General features: G+C 37.8%; 19 protein-coding genes. All 19 read left to right on the top strand.

Translation table 11 applies throughout. The features are described 5' to 3' along the window. Positions 1 to 24: 24 nt before the first annotated feature. Positions 25 to 735 (top strand): DUF4159 domain-containing protein, encoded by a 711-nt coding sequence (locus AC27G3_RS16020; RefSeq protein WP_487123362.1) that lies wholly within the window; start codon positions 25 to 27, stop codon positions 733 to 735. 25 nt (positions 736 to 760) lie between these two features. Beyond that, the gene (locus AC27G3_RS16015; RefSeq protein WP_487123276.1) at positions 761 to 1786 is read left to right on the top strand and encodes an AAA family ATPase; all 1026 of its coding nucleotides are present in this window, start codon (positions 761 to 763) and stop codon (positions 1784 to 1786) included. Between the two features lie 20 nt (positions 1787 to 1806). Continuing rightward, a complete protein-coding gene (locus AC27G3_RS16010; protein WP_487123274.1) occupies positions 1807 to 2769 on the top strand; it encodes a DUF58 domain-containing protein in 963 nt (320 codons plus the stop codon). Beyond that, a complete protein-coding gene (locus AC27G3_RS16005) occupies positions 2770 to 4095 on the top strand; it encodes a BatA domain-containing protein (RefSeq protein WP_487123272.1) in 1326 nt (441 codons plus the stop codon). Further along, positions 4095 to 6509: a hypothetical protein gene (locus AC27G3_RS16000; protein WP_487123270.1), complete on the top strand. Its 2415-nt coding sequence runs from the start codon at positions 4095 to 4097 to the stop codon at positions 6507 to 6509. The genes AC27G3_RS16005 and AC27G3_RS16000 overlap by 1 nt, the downstream gene beginning before the upstream one ends. Then, complete coding sequence (locus AC27G3_RS15995; RefSeq protein WP_487123268.1) at positions 6506 to 8479, top strand: hypothetical protein; 1974 nt, start codon at positions 6506 to 6508, stop codon at positions 8477 to 8479. Before AC27G3_RS16000 ends, AC27G3_RS15995 begins: the two co-directional genes overlap by 4 nt. Before the next feature lie 585 nt (positions 8480 to 9064). Continuing rightward, on the top strand, positions 9065 to 10525 hold the full coding sequence (gene xdhA / locus AC27G3_RS15990) for a xanthine dehydrogenase small subunit (protein WP_487123266.1): 1461 nt from the start codon (positions 9065 to 9067) through the stop codon (positions 10523 to 10525). After that, the gene (xdhB, locus tag AC27G3_RS15985; protein ID WP_487123265.1) at positions 10518 to 12950 is read left to right on the top strand and encodes a xanthine dehydrogenase molybdopterin binding subunit; all 2433 of its coding nucleotides are present in this window, start codon (positions 10518 to 10520) and stop codon (positions 12948 to 12950) included. Before xdhA ends, xdhB begins: the two co-directional genes overlap by 8 nt. Beyond that, positions 12950 to 13846 (top strand): xanthine dehydrogenase accessory protein XdhC, encoded by an 897-nt coding sequence (gene xdhC, locus AC27G3_RS15980; RefSeq protein WP_487123263.1) that lies wholly within the window; start codon positions 12950 to 12952, stop codon positions 13844 to 13846. Before xdhB ends, xdhC begins: the two co-directional genes overlap by 1 nt. Positions 13847 to 13924: 78 nt before the next feature. Next, on the top strand, positions 13925 to 15304 hold the full coding sequence (gene allB / locus AC27G3_RS15975; RefSeq protein ID WP_487123261.1) for an allantoinase AllB: 1380 nt from the start codon (positions 13925 to 13927) through the stop codon (positions 15302 to 15304). A 22-nt stretch (positions 15305 to 15326) separates the two neighbouring features. Next, the gene (gene alc, locus AC27G3_RS15970) at positions 15327 to 16391 is read left to right on the top strand and encodes an allantoicase (protein ID WP_487123259.1); all 1065 of its coding nucleotides are present in this window, start codon (positions 15327 to 15329) and stop codon (positions 16389 to 16391) included. A 66-nt stretch (positions 16392 to 16457) separates the two neighbouring features. Continuing rightward, on the top strand, positions 16458 to 16961 hold the full coding sequence (gene uraD, locus AC27G3_RS15965; RefSeq protein ID WP_487123257.1) for a 2-oxo-4-hydroxy-4-carboxy-5-ureidoimidazoline decarboxylase: 504 nt from the start codon (positions 16458 to 16460) through the stop codon (positions 16959 to 16961). 79 nt (positions 16962 to 17040) lie between these two features. After that, complete coding sequence (uraH, locus tag AC27G3_RS15960) at positions 17041 to 17382, top strand: hydroxyisourate hydrolase (RefSeq protein WP_487123255.1); 342 nt, start codon at positions 17041 to 17043, stop codon at positions 17380 to 17382. Between the two features lie 3 nt (positions 17383 to 17385). Beyond that, positions 17386 to 17904, top strand: a complete 519-nt coding sequence (locus AC27G3_RS15955) for an ureidoglycolate lyase (RefSeq protein WP_487123253.1) — start codon at positions 17386 to 17388, stop codon at positions 17902 to 17904. 55 nt (positions 17905 to 17959) lie between these two features. After that, positions 17960 to 19246: a guanine deaminase gene (gene guaD, locus AC27G3_RS15950; protein WP_487123251.1), complete on the top strand. Its 1287-nt coding sequence runs from the start codon at positions 17960 to 17962 to the stop codon at positions 19244 to 19246. A 111-nt stretch (positions 19247 to 19357) separates the two neighbouring features. Continuing rightward, positions 19358 to 20560, top strand: coding sequence for a urate hydroxylase PuuD (locus AC27G3_RS15945; RefSeq protein ID WP_487123249.1), 1203 nt, complete (start codon positions 19358 to 19360; stop codon positions 20558 to 20560). 72 nt (positions 20561 to 20632) lie between these two features. Then, entirely contained in the window at positions 20633 to 21304 is a 672-nt protein-coding gene (locus AC27G3_RS15940) for a TetR family transcriptional regulator C-terminal domain-containing protein (RefSeq protein ID WP_487123247.1), read from the top strand. Positions 21305 to 21373: 69 nt separating this feature from the next. After that, positions 21374 to 22831, top strand: a complete 1458-nt coding sequence (locus tag AC27G3_RS15935) for an NCS2 family permease (protein WP_487123245.1) — start codon at positions 21374 to 21376, stop codon at positions 22829 to 22831. A gap of 343 nt (positions 22832 to 23174) precedes the next feature. After that, a complete protein-coding gene (locus AC27G3_RS15930; RefSeq protein ID WP_487123244.1) occupies positions 23175 to 23447 on the top strand; it encodes a hypothetical protein in 273 nt (90 codons plus the stop codon). Positions 23448 to 23537 lie beyond the last annotated feature (90 nt).

Below are 23537 nucleotides of genomic sequence, written 5' to 3'. Positions count from 1 at the left end.
TAATCCCGATGTGAGGTTATTTAACTGGTTATGAATAGACGCCGTTTTATACAAGCGTTATCTGTCGCTCTTGCTTCAACTAGCAGTACAGCCTTTGTAACTAAGGTGTTTGCTAATGATTATTATGACTTTTATTTTACTCGCTTAAGTTATGAGTCAGGAGACTGGGAAGTTGATGAGCGCATGCCAGCGAATGTGCTTAATTCGCTTATTGAATACACAAGTTTACGTGTTGACTTAAAAGAACATATTATCCCATTGTCGGATCCTCAAATGCTAAATTCACCATTTTGTTATTTGGCAGGACATCGACTAGTACAATTTAATCATCAAGAAAAACAAAACTTTAAACAATACATCAACAATGGTGGCTTTATTTTTGTTGATGATTGTAACCATGATATTGATGGTATGTTTGCTCGCACCTTTGAACGTCAAATGGCAGAAATGTTTGGCGATCAAGCCTTGAAAAAAATACCCAATGATCATGATATATATTCATCATTTTTTGAATTTGATGGACCGCCAAGAACCTCTATTGAACTTAATGGTTGGGGGGACGATCTTGTTCATAACTACCTAAAAGCAATTGAAATTAATGGACGAATTGCTGTGTTATACAGTAATAAAGATTATGGTTGTGAGTGGGATTACGATTTTAGAAATAAGCGATGGCTGAAAGTTGATAATACACGTTTCGCCGTTAATATTGTGATGTATAGCATGACCACATGACCACTGACAGACACTTGGAAATAAAATGAAAGAACAAGAAATTACAGAAACTTTAACTAAGTTATCCTCAGTGATTGATGAGGTAGGTAAGGTAATTGTTGGACAACAGCAAGTTATTGAAGAGTTACTAATTAGTATTTTAGCTGGTGGTCATTGCTTACTCGAAGGTGTACCTGGTTTAGCGAAAACCTTGATGGTAAGTTCATTAGCTAAAACGTTAGAGCTCGACTTTAATCGTGTTCAGTTTACCCCTGATTTAATGCCAAGCGATATTATCGGAACTGAAATTTTAGAAACGGATCATAGTAGTGGCGATCGCTTTTTCAAATTCCAAGAAGGTCCGGTATTTACTAATATTATGCTCGCCGATGAAATAAACCGAACCCCTGCAAAAACTCAAGCCGCGTTGTTAGAAGCAATGCAAGAGAGAAGCGTAAGCTATGGGGGCACTAGTTATTCATTACCGCAACCATTTTTCGTTTTGGCTACTCAAAATCCCGTAGAACAAGCGGGTACATATCCTTTACCTGAAGCACAATTAGACAGGTTTTTAATGTTTGTTCGTGTAGGCTATCCAACAGCTGAAGACGAAGTAGAAATACTTAAACGCACCACTGGAACTGAATCAGCTCAACTCGAGCCTAAATTATCAGGGCAAGACATTTTAGCACTACAAGCACTGGTTCGGTCTGTAGAAGTTTCTGCTGCTTTACTTGATTACGTTGCTCAGCTAGTGAGAACGACTCGGCCTGCTGCTCAAAACCAAGCTCAAGACTCAGAACAGAAAAACACTTGTACAGATGTTAACGATTATGTGCGTTGGGGAGCTGGCCCAAGAGCGGGACAAGCCTTAGTACTTTGTGCTAAAGCGAAAGCTTTATTATCTGGGCGTTATGCTATTACCTTAGAGGATATAAAATTTGTAGCCCCTGCAGTATTACGCCATCGTATTTTATTAAATTTTCAAGCAGAAGCCCAAAATGTGTCGACTGATGATGTCGTTAGGTCTTTAATAACTTCGATTAAAGTGCCAAACAGCCCGCTTGTTTAATTAACCTGTTATTGAAAATTATGACGCAATTTATTGATCCTAAAACATTGTCACGAGTAAAAGACTTACCTTTGGTTGCAAAAACCCTTGCCCATGGCTTTTTACAAGGACTGCACGATAGTAGACAAAGAGGTGTTGGTATTGAATTTAGCCAGTATCGTGTTTATGAACCTGGTGATGAATTATCAAAAATTGACTGGAAACTCTTTGCCCGTTCAGATCGATACTTTGTGAGAGAAGCTGAACGAGAAAGTGAAATTAACGTCTGGTTTGTGCTCGATTGTAGTGAGTCAATGCTGCAAGCGAATAGTCAACATGCTAACAAAAGTAATAAAAAATCTCGACGCTCGACATCACAAGATTCTAATGAGGCATCTGAAGAACGTGTATGGAGTAAACTTAAGTACAGTCAGTATTTAATTGCTACTATGGCTTATTTAGCACAAAAACAAGGAGACAGTGTTGGCTTACTCGCTTTATCGTCAGGTAAAAGTCAATTTACGCCCGCTTATGCAGGTGAGCGACATTGGCAAAAGCTTTTAATTGAGCTGACGCAAATACAACCAAACGGAACATTTCCAGAAATAGAACAAGTTAAGCACCAATTGAGCTCACTTAGAAAAAATGGCTTAATTATCCTATTAAGTGATTTCCATCAACAACATGATGAAATATCTCAATTAGCTATTAACTTAGCGAATGATCGTACAGAGGTGATCAGTTTTCATTTATCAAGTCATGATGAAATTGATTTTCCGTTTACCGGTGCTATTCGTTTTGAAGATCTCGAAACTAAAGAGCAGCGATTAGTGTCAGCTGAACAAGTTAAAGACGATTACCTTGCTGAGCGTCAAGCTTATAATGACCAGTTAAAAAGTAAATTAATCAAACACCGCGTACAGTACGTGCCAACCAATATTGATCAACCATTAAACGATACGCTATTTACTTTTCTTAACGCGAGAAAAAAGGTGATCCGTTAAATGACAGCATTAACCTGGGGATTTCAATCACCGATACTGCTTTGGGCATTGCTCTCAATTATTGTTCCGATAGCTATTCATATTTTCAGTAAAAGCAAAGGTCGCCTTGTTGCTTTTGGCAGTTTAACGTTTATTAAGAAAACCAAGCCAATTAAAATGACACAATTGCGTTTAGTTGACCGACTTTTGCTTGTACTGAGATTGTTATTAATGATTGTTTCGGTATTATTTTTAGCTCAGTTATATTTATCGTTCGATCAAAAACCCCAAGAGACGATGCTGTTTGTTACTGAAGATTGGTTAAATACCTCAACTGAAGAAGACAAAAAACAATTTCTGACTAATGTAATTGAAAAAAAATCGATAGTGAAAAATGATACGGGCAATGACACGCTAATTTATTTATTAACCCCATCATTTAACGACAGTTTAAATAGAAACACTCAAACTTTAACAGCACAAGCCATATTAAACTGGAAGAAAACCTCAACTCCTGCTCATCAATTAAAACACACGACACAAATAAATTTATGGGCGATGCTCGATCAAGTTATTCGTGATAACTCCGAAGTTAAACATTTTGTCATTTATACAACAGACCGATTAAATCAATTTTCTGGCGATAAACTTTCATTAAAGGCAGATATTCAATGGCACATTCTTCCCATAACCCCGACAAATAATGATCTTTTTAACGTAGAGGAGGTTGCGCCATTACACATTGTTGTTATAGACAACTTTGGTAAAAAAGATGCTGAGCGAGTTAATGCCAAACTTAGCAAAGCGTTAAGCATCATCTCACAGCAGTTCACACAAATAACGATTAGTTATGTTAATTATCAGCAGTATAGCCAAAAAACTCCTTTAGCGTTTTTTGATGATAAGTTAGGGGAAGCACCTGATTGGATTATTTATCTGGCCCAACAATCGACACCTCAAAACATCACACAATTAAGTAATGAAGGGATATCTTTATTGGTTTTTGATGATCAATGGTTAGCGTTATTAACACAAAATTACTTTCCTCAATTGTTATTAAATCGATTAGTAGAGCCGCAACAACAAAGCTATTTAACTGCCCGTAATCGTTTAACCAAACGACAAATCACACAGCCTAACTATTTTAAAGCTGATATTAATCAAGAAGATAACTCTAGAAGTGCTCAACTGAGTGATTTCGCTAATAATCAACACGGACAACACGGACAAAACGAGACAAAAGGGTATTTTAATTTATTTATTGTAATGATTGTTCTATGGATGCTTGAACGTTTGCTTTCTGAGTATTCCCGTAGCAAAGTTTTACTTACATCTAAGGGTAAATAATGACTTTGCTTAATCAATTAAATAAAGCTGCACGAGAGGGGTTAACGTCATCGCACATTACTCTGTTATTGCAACAGTTAACGACAGGTTTTAAACGACGATTTTTTATTGAGCAAATGAGCCAAGCACTCCCGGTAGTGTTATCGATTAGTTTTATTGTTTATTTATTGATGTTAGAACAGCCCAATGCCTTTATTTTTGCACTTGGTGTGTTTGGTTTAACTAGCAGTTTTGTTTATTTATATTTAATTAAGTCGGCGGGCTATCGTGCAATAAATGATGAAAATATTCTTTTTCACCTTAATCGCCAATTCCCACAATTAAATGAAAGTGCTCAATTAGTCATTAAAAAGCGAGAGCAACTTAATGTTTTACAAAAACTTCAACAACAAAGAGTCTTAATATCTTTAGCTCATATTGTTAAAAGCTCTGAAGAAATTATCCCTAAACCCAAAGTAAAGTCTGCTTTTTTATATAGTTGTATAAGTGTCATATTATTTTGCTTTACCTTACACTTTCTCACTAACAAGGCATTGTTAGAAACGCAATATTTACCCATAGTAAACGAGCAATTAACTGAACGTTCTCAGGCTAAAATACTATTACAATCTCGTCAGGTTACTGTTGATGCTCCGGCTTATACTCAACAAGCTAGCGTTGATACCGATAATTTAGATATTTCGCTTATAGAAGGTTCATTAGTTACTTGGCGACTCACATTTTCTCATACTAAGCTTTCATACAAGCTCATTTTTTCTGATGGTTTAGAAGTCGCGCTAGAAAAACAAGCGAATGGCGATTTTATTGCACAGCACAATATTAATCATACCAGTTTGTATAAAATTGTATCAATAGATCAAACGTTTACTTCTGTGCATACCCTAACAGTGACCCAAGATACCGCACCTAAATTACGTATTATCACGCCTAAAAGTACCATTAGTGAAATTGCCAAAAATGCTATCCCTCGTTTTAATACACAAGTGAGCATTAGCGATGACTTTGCACTTTCAAAAGTTGAAATACTTGCCTCCATTGCAAAGGGGTCTGGTGAATCAGTGAAATTTAGGGATCAAACGTTTAGTTTTGATAAAGAAAAACAAGGGGATAAAGCTGATTTATATACAAAACAATGGCGACTGGATGAATTAGGTATGGCGCCAGGAGATGAGTTATATTTTACTGTTAAAGCTTGGGATAACAAAACACCTAAGGCACAATTAACTCGTTCGTCTACTAAAATAATTCGCTGGCTTGAAGATGAAGAACAAGATGTGTTGTCAAGCGGAGTGTTAATTGATTTTATGCCTGAGTACTTTAAAAGCCAACGACAAATTATTATTGAAACACTTGAGCTGATTGATGATAAAAAACAATTAACTCCTGAGAAGTTTGCTGAAACCTCGGAGTTATTGGGTGTGGCTCAAAGTAGCCTAAAAGAAAGATATGGCCAGTATTTAGGTGATGAAGTTGAGTCGGGTAATCTTGAGAATGCGGCAATTACTCATGATGTGCATCACGATGATGAACAAGAAGATGATCATGAAGAAAACCTTGAAGAAGAACACGGGAATGAACATGTCGAAGAACCAGCTGAACTTGTAGAAAGTCATCATCACCACGAAGCTGTTTCAGACAGTTTTGAAATGAAAAATTTTGGTACAGATCGCTCCGGTTATACCGAGCAAAGGGCGCGATTTGGTCATAATCATGGCGATGCCGATATCGGAATAATCAACAAAGAAGATCCTAAAGCGTTAATGAAACGATCGATCGCTAATATGTGGCAAGCTGAGTCACATTTAATGTTGTCTGAGCCTGAAAAAGCTTTGCCTTATGAGCAACAAGCACTAAAGTTCTTAAATATGGCTAAAAAAGCAGAGCGTATTTATGTTAAACGCTTAGGTTTTGAACCACCACCGGTAAGCGAACAACGACGATACCAAGGAGAGCTTGATGAGATCCTTAGTTATCAAAAAGAAGAGGATATTTTATTACCACCTTCTGATAATCAAATACTCAGCACTTTTTTTCAAATGCTTAACCAAACCAATAAACGAGACTCTGTTTATGTCGATAGTAAGGGCAACAACGGCTTAACCAATAACGTTAACTCATACTCAGCTTCTTTATCAAAACAGCAACAAGACAGTTTAAACGCTGCCAAAGAAGTTATCAGTAAGTTACTTAATAAGCGCCCAAGTTTAATTACTGCACTCGGCACTATTGAAAAAATTAGTTTGGCGAACAGTTTGCAAATTCCCGATTGTCAGCAGTGTATATTTCATTTAAAAAATAAATTATGGCAATTAATAACGCCTCAATTAAGCCAACCAACAACTCATCAATCTAATTATTTTGATGGTAATACTTTATTGCAGCACTATGGTGAGTATTTGGAGCAAACTAAATGACCTTTACTTTTTTAGACAGTTGGCAACTATTAATCCCAACTAAAAGCTGGCTTTGGCTTTTTGTCCTTGCGAGTTTGATAACTCTGATTATTAGTTATGGTGCTTATAGAAATATTGTTCAACTTGGTGCGAAACCTAAACGTTATTTTGTGTATATAACAAGTATTAATGTTGGCGTTATGTTGCTGTTGTTTGCCTTAGCACTACCAATTAATAAAATAGGTAGCCAAGTGCAACAGACTGTTTTGCTAACGCCAGGTGTTACCCAACAACAAATAGAATCTTTAAACTTTAATAATATTAAAGAGGTTTATTTACTAATAGATGATAACGAAATAAACGATAGTGCTTTTAAAGCGGTAGATCTTAAAAGTTTACCTAAGGACGTAATTACTATAAAAGCAATTGAGCAATTGCCCATCGATCAACAACAAATGGCAAATTTATCTATATATGGCAATGGGTTAACGCATCAGCAGCTTAACTTGTTAGAAAATAGCTCAATAGATTTTTATCCTAGCCCCAAATTGCTTGGCTTAATTGAAGGCAGTTGGCAAAAAGAACTCGTCCTAGGTCAACCCTTTATTGTTGAAGGGGCCTATCAGCAGGGCGAGCAAAATGCCCCGTCAACTCTGGCGAAACATAATATTGTAGAAATAGCACTGTTCGATCCTTTTGATAAAAAAGTGGCTAGTGAAAGAGTCAAAGCAGATGAAAAATTCACCTTACAAACTCAAATTAAAACTCAAGGTAACTTTGTTTACACCTTAAAGGTTATTAATAATTTGGAGCAAGTAATTAGCCAAGAACATGTCGCCGTAAGTGTGAAAAAAGATCCGCTAGTAAAATTACTGATCAGGCAATCATCTCCCTCATTTGAAACACGACAATTGAAAAACTTACTCACAGAGCAGGGAGCTATGGTGGTAGTGCAAACTCAAATTTCGAAAGAGAAAACCATCAGTCAGAAATTAAACGTTCGTGAAAAAAGTGTAATTAATGCCAATAACTTTGATCTGGCGCTTTTAGCACAATTTGACCTATTGGTTATTGACGGTCGAGGTTTACTTGGATTATCTGAACATGAAGTATCGGTATTAACAGCAGCAATAGAAAAGGGGCTAGGTCTTTATGTCATGGTTGACTCAAGTTTAATAGCAGCTTTGTCGAAAAACCTTTCGGCTGAATCTTCTAATGATATCGGTTCAAAAGTAATTAACACATTACTAAAAGGCTTTAGTTTATCTGGTGCTGACCTTAAAACACATAAAGAGGTACAACAATTGTTTTGGGTCAATGGCTCAACAATGTCACCGTTAAAAATTATGCTAGCGACACTTAATGTCGAACAAGGCGAGGTGTTAGTAAAAGGCAATCAACAACAAGTTATCGTTGCTACTAAACAAAAGGTCATGGGCAATATTGCACTGTCTTTATTTAACCAAAGCTATAGCTTAACCCGTCAAGAACAAGCGCTTGTTTATAGTCAGCTTTGGCAGTATCTCATTGCCAAAATATCAAGAAATAATCAACAAAGTTATTGGTTGCCGCAGACAAAAAACACGCTTAATCATACTAATGTACAAAGCTTGCAGTGTGCAATTGCAACGCAATCATCTGTAAATGTTGGTCAAGGGGTATCATCTCCTCAGCTTTATTTATCTGCTAACATTGCAGAAAAACATAAAGTGTGTGGTTATATTTGGCCAGAGCAAAAAGGTTGGATGGCGCTTGAGCTGAACGATGCCAAGAATCAATTACTTGATCATCGATGGTTGTACAGTTATAGCTATCAAGATTGGGCCACTTGGCAACAATCATTAACCCATAAAGCGACGAAAAAAGCTATGAGCTATGCTGTAGCTAAAAGCGCAATTAACACCTCGACACCTATCAATAAAACGGTGCTTTGGTTGTTATTATTTATGGGATGTACGCTGTTGTGGCTCGATCATAAAAGTCGTCGCTAATTATTTTTAATACGCTAAGTTTAATTTATCGTTATGTCTATGAATTAATGCAATATCTCAAATAATACCTTAGCATCAGTTCTGAAAATCACGAGATTTTACCCGCAAGATGCTACCCGCAAGTCACACCTATCTTTAAGGGCCTTTAAAGCGGTTCTTAAAAAACTCTTTATCAATCTAACATTAGTTTATTTCATTCTTAGTTAGTTTATTTCATTCTTAGTTAGTTTATTTACTGGCTAAATCGTAATTATCTACAACAATTAAAGCAGCCCAAATGATATTGAGCTTTTGGATTGTTTTTGTTGTTTGAAGCTTTTTAGCTAAGTTATACCAATTTCACTAACGAAGTGATTATTTCTACTGGCTAAAATAGCCAGCTACTCGGTTATTTTATCTGCGTGTTATCTGCGTGTTATCTGCGGTGAAGAGTAGACCACTAAACTAATGATATTGGCATTAAATACTATATCTTGAAAATTTGACACTTGTGTCAGGTTTTTATTCTGTTATATTAATTTGATAAATATAGACATGCTCAGCCTGAGCGCACACGAGTTTATTGGCCGAACTCCGGAAATGATTATGACCACAAATACCGTTCGTTTTTTATTGAACAACGATCTTGTATCGATAGAAAATATAGACCCCAACTTAACAGTATTGAATTACCTTCGAGAAGTTAAATTTAAATCGGGCACAAAAGAAGGTTGCGCTTCGGGTGACTGCGGTGCGTGTACCGTTGTAATTGCAGAGTTAACTGCCAATGCTGAACAATTAAACTATCAGGCAATTAATGCTTGTATAACCTTTGTAGGTAACTTGCATGGCAAACAGTTAATTACCGTAGAAGATTTAAAAGAGAAGGGGAAGCTGCATCATGTTCAGCAGGCTATAATTGATAATCATGGAACTCAATGTGGTTTTTGTACTCCAGGTTTTGTGATGTCCTCCTTTGCATTGCACAAGCACAACCAAGCACCAGAGCGCGCAGAGGTACTTGAAGCATTAGCGGGTAATTTATGTCGATGTACAGGGTATCGTTCAATTATTGAAGCGGCGACCACCGAAAGTAAAAATACTGAAAAAGATTCATTTGCTAAGCATTATCAACAAACAATTGCTACATTAAGCGAGCTTCAACAGTTACCCATGCCTCAATTAACAGGTAATAATCATTGTTATGTCGCCCCTAAAAATATTGATGAATTAGCCATTGAACTAGTTAAAAAGCCATCTTCAACCATAGTTGCAGGAGGCACTGACTTAGCCCTATCAGTGACGCAAAACTTAGCAAGTATCGATCACCTTGTTTATGTAGGCAATGTAAAAGAGCTAACTCAAATTGAAGAAACCGATACTGACATTCTACTTGGCTCTGCACTTCCTTATAGCCAATTTATTAAAACCTTACAGCACTATTACCCTGATTTTGGTGACATGATTGAGCGTATTGGCTCTAAACAGGTTCGCAACACAGGCACTTTAGGAGGAAATATTGGCAACGCCTCGCCTATTGGTGATATGCCTCCGGCTCTTATTGCATTAGGAGCTACTGTAACTTTACATAAAAATGGCACAGAGCGAACAATATTAGTCGAAGACTACTTTATCGATTATAAAAAAACCGTGCTTCAATCGTCCGAATTTATAAAAACTATTCAAATACCAAAACCTCAGAAGGGCCAAAGCCTCAAACTTTATAAAATATCTAAACGCCTTGACGATGATATATCTGCAGTATTGGCTGCATTTTTTATTGAACAAGATAATCAACACAGAGTGATCACTGCACGACTAGCTTTTGGAGGGATGGCAGCGATCCCCAAACGGGCCTTAACAGCCGAAGCTGCATTATTAAACGGCTCTTTTGATATGTCCTCAATTGAACAATCAAAATTAGCACTTAACCAAGACTTTAAGCCAATGACAGATGTGCGTGCATCAGATGAATATCGAATGAAAGTAGCACAAAACCTGCTTGAAAAATGCTATCTAGAATTAAGCTCGTCGATAATTGAAACACGGGTGGTTAATTATGCGTAGCCTCACTAACATAGAAAACATTAACGGTAATGCTAATTGCCATAAGCAAGCTCGCATTAAACCTGAACTCGGTGGTGTTGGGCGTTCGATAAAACATGAAAGCGCAGACAAGCAAGTGGCAGGCGAAGCTCTTTATGTTGATGATAGACCAGCACTTCGAGGTGAATTACACGCCGCCGTAGGTAAATCTGAACAGGCGCACGCAACCATTATTTCAATGGATTTATCAGCGGTAAGATCATCGCAAGGCGTTATTAGTGTTATTACTGTTGATGATGTGCCTGGCCATACCGACATTGGTCCAGTATTTCCTGGCGACCCAGTACTTGCCATTGGCAAGGTTGAGTATGTAGGACAGCCTATTTTTGCTGTTGCTGCAACGAGTTACGAACTTGCTCGAAAAGCCGTTAAATTAGCTAAAATTGAGTACCAAACACACGAAGCTGTGTTATCGATAAAAGAGGCTCTAGCAAAACAAAGCTTTGTTAGACCTCCAATGACAATGAAACGCGGCGATTCAGACTCAGCAATTGCTAAGGCTAAACACCAATTGTCAGGAGAGATTGCCGTAGGTGGCCAAGAGCACATGTACTTAGAAGGGCAAGTCTCTACGGCTGTACCAACAGAAGATGGCGGTATGGAAATTTATACCTCCTCGCAACACCCAAGCGAAGTACAAAAGTTAGTTGCAGAGGTGTTAGCCATACCACTGAATAAAGTCGTTGTTGATATGCGCCGTATGGGAGGAGGGTTTGGTGGTAAAGAAACTCAGGCGGCTCCGTGGGCTTGTATTGCTGCTTTACTTGCTAATATTACCCAATCTCCTGTTAAATTTAAATTGGCGCGTATCGACGATATGGTTATGACAGGAAAACGCCACCCTTTTGAAAATAACTATACCGTTGGTTTTAACGATGAAGGCCAAATACAAGGTATTAATATTGAAGTAAATGGCAATTGTGGATATTCGCCAGACTTATCTGATGCGATTGTCGACAGAGCGATGTTTCACTCAGACAATGCGTATTATTTAGATCAGGCAAAGATCACCGGAAACCGATGTAAGCTTAACACGGTTTCTCATACTGCTTTTAGGGGCTTTGGCGGCCCACAAGGCATGATGACTATTGAAATGGTGATGGATGATATTGCTCGATACTTAGGTGAAGATCCTTTAGCTGTTAGGAAAATAAACTTATACGATGATGAGAGCGCTATCGGAAATGAAGTGAATAGCGGTACTCAAAAATCAAATAAACTTAGCCGAAATACTACGCATTACCATCAAAAAGTTGAACACAATAATTTAAATTATATTATTAATACCCTAGAAAATAGTGCTGATTATCAGGCTCGTCGAAAATCTATTCTTGAATTCAATTCAAACAATAAGATTTTAAAAAAAGGCATCGCTTTAACACCTGTTAAGTTTGGTATTTCTTTTACTGTTCAGCATTTAAATCAGGCAGGGGCACTAGTTCATGTTTATACCGATGGCACGATTCATCTTAGTCATGGTGGTTGTGAAATGGGGCAGGGATTAAATACAAAAGTTGCCCAAATTGTTGCTCAAGAATTTCAAGTTGATGTTGAATCTGTCGCTATTTCTTCAGCACGTACAGACAAAGTCCCCAACACATCGCCAACAGCAGCGTCTTCTGGAACCGATCTTAATGGTAAAGCCGCACAAGTGGCAGCCAAGATTATTAAACAACGGTTAATTGATTTTGCCTGCGAACAATATCAAGTCACTGCGCAGCAAGTTACGTTTAAAAATAATACTGTTATGGTTGGCGAACAAACGTTTAGTTTTGCTGAGTTTTCACAAATTGCTTATATGGCGCGTGTATCGCTTTCATCGACAGGTTTTTACAAAACACCTAAAATTTATTTCGATCGTGCCAGTGGCAAAGGCCGTCCATTTTTTTATTATGCAACAGGTGCGGCCGTCTCTGAAGTGATTATTGATACACTTACAGGAGAATACAAAACTTTACGCACTGATATATTACAAGATGTCGGTCACTCTATTAATCCAGCAATTGATCTTGGTCAAATCGAAGGCGCTTTTATCCAAGGCATGGGATGGTTAACCACTGAAGAACTTGTGTGGGATAACACAGGTCGCTTACTTTCCAATAATCCAGCTACTTACAAAATTCCTGCAATTAACGATACCCCACAAGATTTTCGTGTTGCTTTAGTCCCCGATGCACCTAATCGCGAACACACTATTTATAATTCAAAGGCAGTAGGCGAGCCTCCGTTTATGTTAGGCATGTCAGTTTGGTGTGCCCTTAAAGATGCGATATCTAGTCTTGCCGATTATAAACTAAGCCCCGCGCTTGATACACCTGCAACGCCTGAACGCGTGCTCTGGGCGGTAGAAAAGATAAAAAAACAAGCAAAAGCGAGAAAGCAGTAATGACACCGGTAATAACCAATAACTGGAACAATGCTATTTATCATTTAAGCAAGCAAGGTTGTGCTTATGTATTAGTTACGCTAGTGGGTGTGTCTGGATCTACCCCAAGAAATAGCGGTACTAAAATGGTGATTAGCAAAGATCAAATATATGACACTATCGGTGGGGGACACCTTGAACATAAAGTCATTAAACATGCGCATAAGCTGTTGGACAAAGGAGAGAACAGTCAGCAATTAGAGCACTTTCAATTAGGCGCTAATTTAGGACAATGCTGTGGAGGTAGTGCAAGCGTGTTATTTGAAAGTTTTGCTGCTGTTGGTGTCAACATTATGTTGTTTGGCGCAGGGCATGTTGGCAAAGCCCTAATGCCAATTTTAACGCAACTGCCTTGTAAAATTACTTGGGTAGATAGCAGAGAGTCGCAATTTCCAGTTAATGTCAGTAGTCATGTTAATAAAGTCGTCAGCGAAGCACCAGAACTTGAAGTGGCTAACATGCCTGAGAATAGCTATTACATTGTAATGACACATAACCACCAATTAGATTTCGATATATCGCAGGCCATTTTAAAACGCAGTGACTTTAGCTACTTAGGTTTAATTGCTTCGGATACCAAATGGCGTCGCTTTCAACAACGATATAAACATCGAGACATAGACCCAAAACAAGTAGCACGCATGAGCTGCCCTATTGGGTTATCAAGCGTTGGCGGAAAGCTACCTATGGAAGTTGCGGTTTCTGTTGCTGCGCAAATTATAAATGTTTATCAAAGCCAACAAGCGGTTGAAAATAACCTAAAGAGATCGCCAAGTAATGATCGCTCCCGTCCTAGTTCACAACAAGGTGTTTACTGGAAAGAATTTAAACAACTACTCACAACAGATGAATTTTAATGTCAGTTTTTATTAACGTAAGTGTTTCGCGAGTTAACAGTTTTAACACAAGCCGCTTAAAAATACAGGAGCCTGAAAGTGTCACATTTTGCTTTACAAAGTAAGAACGTAATCATTGATGCAGCTAATGCAGAGGGCGGAAAAAGTAAAATGACAGCTGCTTGTATCGAAGTCAAAAATGAATTAATTCATGCCATACATCCTTATGGACATGCTTTAGCTTGCGAAGTACTCGATTATGGTGACTACGTTATTATGCCGGGGTTAGTCGACTCGCATGTGCATATAAACGAACCAGGACGAACCGAATGGGAAGGTTTTAATACAGCAACACAAGCCGCCGCGGCAGGAGGCATTACCGCGCTAGTTGATATGCCTCTAAATTGCATACCTGTAACCACCACCAAGGAAGCGTTCCAAGAAAAGCTAGCGGCAGTTGAAGATAAATTATGGGTGGATTGTGGCTTTTGGGGAGGCGTTATTCCCGAAAATATCGATGACTTAGACGATTTACTTAATGCGGGAGTTTTAGGGGTAAAATCATTTTTAATTGATTCAGGAATTGATGAGTTTCCTAAAGTCGAAGCAAAAGATATTCGCGCAGCGATGCCAATTTTAGCCAAACATAATGTTCCCTATTTAATTCATGCTGAGTTAGATTGTGGTAATTTTGAGAATGTAGAAATTACCAATAAATACAATAGCTTTTTGGCATCACGCCCGAAAAAATGGGAGAACGATGCCATATCACTTATGGTGGAACTGGCAAGAGAATCTCAAGCTTTAGGCGATAATTGTAAGGTTCATATTGTACATTTATCGTCTGACGAAGCATTAGACTCTATTGCTCAAGCAAAGGCGGAAGGTTTGCGTTTTACTGCTGAAACGTGTCCGCATTATTTAACAATTGCTTCGGAGGATATTCCCGACGGTAAAACCTTGTTTAAATGTTGTCCACCAATTAGAGAAAACAATAATCGCGAGCATTTATGGCAGGCTGTTAAAGATGGTCGTTTAAGTTTTATTGTGTCAGACCATTCACCTTGTACGCCTGAATTAAAACATATCGACACAGGAGATATCGAAAAAGCATGGGGTGGTATCTCAGCTTTACAATTTGGTGTTTCGTTAATTTGGACCGAAGCTAAAAAACGCGATGTTAGTTTAGTCGATATTGCGCGTTTAATGTCGTATGAAACCGCAAGTTTTGCAGGGTTATCGTCAATAAAAGGGGCAATAAAGCTTGGCAACCATGCTGACTTTTTAGTGTTTGATCCCAATGCAGAGTTCACTATTACTAATGAAATGATTAAACACCGCCATAATATTACGCCTTACGCAGGCAGAAAAGTGTTTGGACAAGTACTTCACACCTTTGTTCGAGGACATCATGTCTACCAACAAGACGAATTTATCAATACCACTAAAGGGCGTCCTTTATTGAAAGGCCAAGGGTAATCTTGAATAGGAAAAACAAGCTATGATGCTAGATATAGATACGCAACAGCAAAATAAACTTACGGGTAAATCACTCGAATTAGCCATTAAATTAAAAACTAACTACGTCGATTTAGCTAGCGAACGTATGGGGGGTGAAACATTAGAATGCAGCGACGACTTTTTTGCAGGAATGGAGAACTTATTAAAGTCTGGTCGTGGTGTTTTTATTGATGATAAATTTACCGATCGCGGAAAATGGATGGATGGCTGGGAATCACGCCGTAGCTATGGGCGTATACACCGCAAAGAAAGTGGCCTTGAAGGCGATTGGTGTATTATTCGTTTAGGGGTAAAAGGCGTTATTCGTGGTTTTGATATTGATACCAATTACTTTCGAGGTAACGCACCTCAAACAGTATCAGTTGAAGCTTGTGTAAGTGAAGAACAGCCAAACGAGCATACCCAATGGCATACTCTTTTGCACCAAGTTGAAGTGAATGCACATAGTCAAAATATTTTTGAAATTGATCAAAACACGGTTTGGACACATGTTCGATTAACTATGTTTCCTGACGGCGGTATTGCTCGTTTTCGTGTTTATGGTGACGCTGATATTGACTGGAGTCATTTTATTGAAGGTGAATTAATCGACTTAGCTTACATAAAAAATGGAGCGAAAGCCTTATTAGTCTCCGATATGTTTTTCAGTGATAAAAACAATTTAATTATGCCCGGACGCGGTAAAGATATGGGCGATGGCTGGGAAACTAAACGGCGCCGTGACCCAGGGCCTGACTGGTCTATTATCAAACTTGCTGCACAAGGGAGTATTGAAAAAGTGATTGTGGATACGTGTCATTTTAAAGGAAATTTTCCTGATAGCTTTACCTTGGAAGGCTTAGTGTCAAACAGTGACGATTTTACGCAAGGTAACCAAGACGACAAGTGGCAACCTATTATTAATAAAACACAGCTATATGCTCATCGAGAGCATATATTTATGGGTGAAATTATTCCTGAAAACAACCAGAAATTTACCCATGTGCGTTTAAATATTTTTCCTGACGGTGGGGTTTCTCGTTTAAGAGTCTATGGAAAAGTGTAACGAAATTACTAATGGTTTAATTATCCGATCATTAACAGTATTAAGCATGTTAAAAGCGAATTATATATGAATATTGAACAACTGAATCAGTTAACTGCAACGCAGGCCGAACAGTTTTTTATGCAATGTTGTACCTCTTCACAGTGGGTCCATATTATGGTTAAGTCACGCCCCTTTGCTAATCGACAAGCGATTACTGATAAAGCTAACTTAGCATGGTTAAACTTAGCCGAAACAGATTATTTAGAAGCTTTTGCAGGGCACCCTAAAATTGGAGACGTCAATAGCCTTCGCGACAAATATGCTCACACTAAAGCGCTAGCAGGCAAGGAGCAAGGCTTAGTTAAAGAAGCAACAGAAGAAGTACTTGCGCTATTGTGTGCTGGAAATAAAGCGTATGAAGCTAAGTTTGGCTTTATTTTTATTGTGTGTGCAACAGGTAAAACTGCTAAGGAAATGTTTGATCTTTTACAAACCAGACTCGAGAACAGTAGAACACAAGAGTTAATTAATGCTAGCGAAGAACAACGAAAAATATTTCAACTGCGGATCGAAAAAGCACTTTATTAAACAGCAGTAATTGTTATTGGTGCTACTAAAGCAAATTAAGAATTTATCATTTTACCCTAGGGAAAGCTAAGGAAATACAATGAGCCAAATTACCACACATATACTCGATACTACACGAGGATTACCCGCACAAAATGTACCTATTAGTTTATATGTGCAAAACGAGAATAACTGGGAAAAAATAGGTGGCGGAATCACTAATAGTGACGGTCGCTTACCTAATTTATTAGCAGATGAACGTAAACTGCCAGCAGGCATTTACCGAATGAATTTTGAAACAAATTGCTATTTCGCAGCAAATAACGAAACAGGTTTTTACCCTTATGTTGATATCGTTTTTCAGTTAGATGACAAGGGGTCGCATTACCATATACCTTTGTTATTATCAGCGTTTGGTTATTCAACTTATCGCGGTAGTTAAGTGATGAGTGATAAGGCAAATAAAAATATTCGCACACTAAAACCCAAGCCATTAACACCAGAAGCATTCGCTGCATTTGGCGATGTTATTGAGGCGAGCACCGCTGTAAATAGTTTTGCTATTAACGATGGCTACACTCAACGTTTTCATGATTTAGCACAAGTTGATGTTAATGATAATAATGGCCGAGTGTTGGTTAATATTTTTCGTTCAACACCATTAAACCAACCCATAACAATTAATACTATGGAGCGCCACCCCTTTGGTAGTCAGGCATTTATTCCTATGGGGAATAACCCTTACTTAGTGGTTGTGGTGCCTGCTGGTGAGTTTGATGTAAATGCAATTGAAGCTTTTATCGCCCGTGGTGATCAAGGGGTTAACTACCATAAAGGAACATGGCATCACTTTTGTTTAGCATTAGAAAATGAGAGTGACTTTTTAGTTATTGACAGAGGAGGTGATGGCGATAATTGCGATCTTTTTCACCTTGATGGCACTTTGGTTATTCAACCTAGCTAGTTGATAAAACTAATCAATATACAAGATAGAAAACCAATAAAACAAGGTAAAAAACATGTTAAAAGTATTTCGTGGGGAGCTATTACACTTTTTGGCAGATCCCGATAAAGTTGCGCTTAAAGACAGTTACCAATACATAGAAGATGGATTGCTAATTATTGAAGATGGCGTTGTGGTGAAAATAGGCGATACCAAAGAGTTATTACCCGAATTAGATAAAAATATACCCATTACTCATTACGAAAACAGCTTAATTATGCCGGGTTTTATTGATACCCATGTGCATTACCCTCAAACCGAAATGATTGCCTCTTATGGGGAACAATTACTTGAGTGGTTAGAAAACTACACTTTTCCTTTTGAGAAGCAATTTAGTGATTTTGAACATGCAAAAGGTGTTGCCGAGTTTTTTTTAACGCAATTATTAGCTGCTGGTACAACTACCGCCCTAGTATTTGGCACCGTTCATAAAGAATCAGTAGATGCATTTTTTACCGTCGCTCAGCAAAAAAAATTACGGATGATTTGTGGCAAGGTATTAATGGATCAAAACTGTCCTGACGATTTATCAGATACTGCCGAGTCTGGCTATCAGGTATCTAAAGATTTAATCGAGCGATGGCACAAGGTTGATCGGCTTCAATACGCGATAACTCCTCGTTTTGCTCCTACCTGTTCAAGCGAACAACTTAAAAAAGCAGGGCAGTTACTTGCCGAGCATCCCAGTGTATATTTGCATACACATTTGAGTGAAAACAAAGATGAAATTGCATGGGTTAAAGCGTTATTTCCAAAAAGTAAGGGGTATCTAGATGTTTACGATAGTAACCAATTATTAGGTCGTCGAAGTGTTTTTGCTCATGGCGTACATTTACACGATGATGAATGTAAACGACTAGGCGAAAGCCAGTCTGCTATTGCTTTTTGTCCAAGTTCAAATTTATTTTTAGGCAGTGGCTTGTTTAATCTTAAGCAGGCAAAAGCGCACAATATTAATGTGGGGTTAGGCTCTGATATTGGTGCGGGTACGACATTTTCAATGTTAAGTACAATCAACGAAGGGTATAAAACTCAACAACTACGTGGCGACAAATTAAGCCCTTTTCAATCGCTTTATTTAGCCACATTAGGTGGTGCTATTGCTTTAGATCTAGAGGGCACTATCGGTAATTTTACGCAAGGTGCAGAAGCAGATTTTGTGGTACTCGACTACCACGCGACTCCATTAATGGACAGACGAATGAGTCATTGCCAACAATTATCTGAAAAACTATTTATTTTAAATATGTTAGGTGACGAACGTCATATAAAAGCGACCTACATAATGGGTGAAAAAGTTTAAATAACCACTTTGCTTTGTAAGTGAATTTATCAACAGTAAATCATTATTAAGAGTTTCAAGTTGTAAACATTTAGTTTTTAGAAACTCATCAATACACATTTGGGGAAAAATATGGATCCGTATATTAATGAATGGTTGAACTTAATTATTAGGTTTGCCCATCTAATTACCGGTATTGCTTGGATAGGCGCATCCTTCTATTTTGTTTGGCTAGACAACCATTTAACAGCGGCTAGCCAACAAAAAGTAGAACAAGGTGTTGGCGGAGAGTTATGGGCGATTCATGGCGGTGGTTTTTATGAGGTGTCTAAATATAAGCTTGCGCCACCGACTATGCCAACGACTTTACATTGGTTTAAATGGGAAGCCTATACTACTTGGATTACTGGATTTTTATTATTATCGTTAATGTTTTATGTTGGCGCAGAGTCTTACTTAATTGACAAGCGAGTCGCCGATTTAACGCAAATGCAAGCCATAGTCTTAGGGCTTGGGTCAATTGTTATTGGTGTTGGTGTTTATGAGATTTTAGTCCGTACAAAGCTCAGCAAGCATGGCATGGTTTTGGGGATAATATTAATAAGCGTCGCAACGCTATTGTCGTACGGATTAACACAAATATTTAGTGCTAGAGGTGCATATATGCATATGGGGGCTATTATTGGCACTATAATGGCAGGCAATGTATTTTTTGGTATTATGCCATCGCAGCGGGCGCTTGTTAAGGCGGTTGAAGCTGGTACTGCGCCAGATCCGGCTTATGGTTTAAACGCTAAATTACGATCAACACATAATACCTATACAACCTTACCTATCATCTTTATTATGATTTCTAATCATTACCCGATGACCTATAACCATAGCGCAAATTGGTTAGTGTTGGTTGCGATTATTTTAATTACCGCAGCGGTTCGTCAGTATTTTGTTTTGCGCCATTTTGGCCGACAAAAACCATTAATATTAGTAGGTTCGGTTGTGGCAACCCTAGCTTTAGCATTGGCAATAGCACCTAAATCTGTTGATGTTGTCACGGCGCAAAAACAACCTGCTATTACCAATAAACAAGTAGTGAAAATCATTGAAGAGCGTTGCAGCAGTTGTCATTCAGCAAATAATACCGATGAAATATTTACATTGGCGCAAGCGGGCATTATTTTTAGTGACATTGATGCTATTAAACAATGGTCGCCACGCATAAAAGCCAGAGTTGTTGACGCTAAAGATATGCCCTTTATGAATAAAACAAAAATGACAGACGAAGAGCGTCAACAAATAGCGTTATGGTTAGCACAATCGGCAACCAATAATTTGTAAGTAACAGATTAACCGTATTACTAGCGTAACTAAGCAATGCGGTATTAAAAACAGAGGTAAAAGGAATTTATTGTGACAAAAAGCGCAGTAACTAAAGTAAGTAAAGTAAGTAAAGTAAGTAAAGAAATAGTAGTGAAAGAGGGAAGTATTCGCCAAAAGAATAAAGCACTTATTTTTAATGCAGCAAAAAAAGAGTTTGTCACTTATGGCTTTAAAGGTGCATCAATCAAGCGGATTGCTGAACGCGCTAATATTGCACGAGCGAATATTCATTACTACTTTGTAGATAAAACGGATCTGTATCAGCAATTGCTTAGCAATATTATTGAGGTTTGGAACAGAGATTACGATACGCTAAATGATGAGAATGAACCCAAAGCTGCATTAAGTCGTTATATTAGAGCTAAAGTTATGCACTCTAAGAAGGATCCAGATGGCTCAAGAATTTTTGCAAGCGAATTAATTCATGGCGCACCTGTATTAAACGACTATTTAAATAGCGATTTTAAAGTGTGGTTAAACAGTAAAGTCGCTGTTATTCAACACTGGGTAGAGCAAGGAAAAATAGACAGCATTAATCCTCATCATTTATTATTTTTAATATGGAGCTCAACACAGCACTATGCTGACTTTAATGTGCAAGTAGTGGCAGCACTGAATAAAGAAAAAATGGACGATGACGACTTCGAAGCCGTTGTCGACTCGTTAACGAAAATAATACTTAAAGGTTGTGGTATTCGTTAATCCACTCTATAAAAACAGATAATGTAAAATACAAATACTCCCATTTATTAACAACGAGAAACGGTAATTATGGATAAAGCAGACAATACAGGCGCCAATGAAGTAACTACCGATAACACGTATGAACAGGGCGGATTTTTAGCTCGATTTTTTAAATTATCCTCACATAACACCACGATAAAAACAGAACTGATGGCTGGTGTTACCACCTTTATTACCATGTCCTACATTATGTTTTTAAACCCTATTATAATGTCAAAAACAGGAATGCCGTTTGATGGCCTGTTTCTGGCAACCTGTTTAGGCGCAGCCATTGCTACAATTTTAATGGGACTGTACGCGAACTGGCCTGTAGGGCTTGCGCCAGGAATGGGTTTAAATGCTTTTTTTACATTTTCGGTCGTTGGTGGAATGGGCTATAGCTGGGAAGTTGCCTTAGGGGCAGTATTTCTTTCAGGCGTAATATTTGTGCTTATGAGCGTGACCAGTTTGCGCAAGTGGATGTTAGACAGCATTCCTATGAGCTTGCGGTTAGCGATGACAGCAGGGGTTGGTTTATTTTTAGGTTTTATTGGTTTACGTTTTACCGGCATTATTATTCCCGATGCAGATAACATTTTAGCTATTGCCGATTTAACACATTTTGGCTTTGGTGAATTTGGACCCGAAGCGCCCGCGTTAGGCTTTTTAAGTTTTTTACTTATTGCCATTCTTAGTTACCGTAAGGTTTTTGGCGCAGTATTAATTGGTATTGCAGCGACAACAGCGATAGCATTTTTAATGACTTTGTTACTACCGACTGAATTTTTTGTTGTTGCTAAAGCAGCAGAATCGTTTGCACCCGCTTCCGGTTTTGTAAGTTATAACGGTATGTTGGCAATGCCTGATTTCTCATCATTAGAGCCTATCTTTTGGAAAGCAGATATTATAGGCGCTTTTGAAATAGCGTTAATACCAGTAATAATTACGTTTTTATTTGTTAATATATTCGATACCGCTGGCACATTAATGGGCGTGGCTGAACGCGCCAATTTACAAGACAACAGCGGTAAAATTCAAGGTTTAAGCAAATCGCTTAAAGCCGACTCTATTTCGTCTGTTATAGGGACCGCTTTTGGTTGTCCACCGGTTACTTCTTATGTTGAATCTGCTGCTGGCGTTTCTGTTGGTGGTCGTACAGGGTTAACAGCACTAACAATTGGTATATTGTTCATTGTTGGCATGTTTTTCCTGCCGCTTGCTCAAATGTTACCAAGTTTCGCTGTTAACGGAGCGCTTATTTATGTAGCCATGCTAATGATGAGTTCATTAAGAGGGCTTAATTGGGACGATTTAACTGAGTACGCTCCTGCAGTATGCACTACGGTAATGATGGCTTTTACCTTTTCTATTGCAAACGGTATTGCCTTTGGCTTTGTCACTTACACTATTTTAAAGGTAGGGGTAGGTAAATCGAGCGAAATATCTAACGGCGTTTGGGCGCTTACCATTTTGTTTATTGCTAAATTTATCTTTTTATCGCATTAAGTAAAAAATACCGAACCAAAAAAACATTTAACAAAAAGTAAACTGAAGTTTTGTTTTTAAATTACTTTATTATAAAAAGAACTAATTCTTAGATGAAAAAAAACCAAATATTAACTGGATTTATATACAGTAAGTGTTTATAAATGCTATTTTGAGTGAAAGAAGGGTTTAACCACGCTTTTACACATCAACCAGTTAAGTGAATAATTTTTAACTGATTGATAAAAATAAAAAAGCAATGTATTGTTCATATAATTAAAAAACATGAAAGAAGGGTAAAGCCCGTGTTTAAACACTGGTTTTACCTAACTAATAAGCTGTTAGGTTAATCAAGGATGATCGCATGAAATGTCCACATTGTGACGAAAAAATCAGTATATTTTCTAAATCAATTAATAATTTATCGAGTGATAAAAGGTGCCCAGGTTGCAATGGAAAAATCGCAACAGATATTAATATTTTACTTTTCGTGGTCTTAATTATTGCTGTAAATTATTTATCGGATAAATTTATTATTCCTTTTATATCCAACGAGGATATTCCAAGATATCTTATTATGGGAATTATTAGTGGATTAGTAGCTGGTTTATTAGCACGTTTGAAATCAAAAGATTAACCTAACAAGAAATTCAACAAGGACAAAAAACAGTTGGCTTTTTGTCACTTCGTTCCTTATTTTAGCCAACAATTTTTTGCCTGTTAATTA

This window comes from Colwellia sp. SU-HH01217, assembly GCF_057543495.1.
This window is presented reverse-complemented; position numbering and strand designations above follow the sequence as displayed.